Below are 526 nucleotides of genomic sequence, written 5' to 3'. Positions count from 1 at the left end.
CTTCAGACGAGCGTCGCATGCTGGTGGAGTGGAACGACACCCAGGCAGCATATCCGGATGATCAGACGATCCATGGTCTTTTTGAGGAGCAGGTAGCGCGCGACCGGGACGCCATTGCGGTCGTCTACGGCGATACGGCGCTCAGCTATGGTGAGCTGGACAGGCGTGCCAACCAGCTTGCCCATCGTCTGCGGCAGCTGGGCGTCGGTCCCGAGGTCCTTGTGGGGATCTGTGTGGAGCGCAGCCTCGAGATGGTCGTTGGCCTTCTCGGCATTCTCAAGGCCGGGGGTGCGTATGTGCCGCTCGATCCCGGTTATCCGCAGGACCGGCTGCAATATATGCTGGCTGATGCCGCCCCCGGCGTTCTTCTGACCCAGGCAGCGCTTCTCGATCGGCTGCCGTCGGTGGATGGCGTGCAGGTCGTCTGCCTCGACCGGGACTGGGACGGGCAGATTGCAGGCCTGCCGGACGGCGCCGTCGAGAGCCGCACATTGCCGCAGCACCTTGCCTACGTGATCTACACGTC

Annotated in this window: 1 protein-coding gene; it reads left to right on the top strand. The window is 64.3% G+C overall.

Features of this window, described 5'->3' with window-relative positions:
* Positions 1-17: 17 nt before the first annotated feature.
* Positions 18-526, top strand: a 509-nt coding sequence (locus AC1DNW_RS35460; RefSeq protein ID WP_477855826.1) for an AMP-binding protein, incomplete at its 3' end; no start/stop codon positions are given.

The sequence above is a fragment of the Rhizobium sp. 05L429 genome, assembly GCF_056397645.1.
The sequence above is the reverse complement of the archived record's forward strand: the minus strand, read 5'-3'. Positions and strand labels throughout refer to the sequence as shown.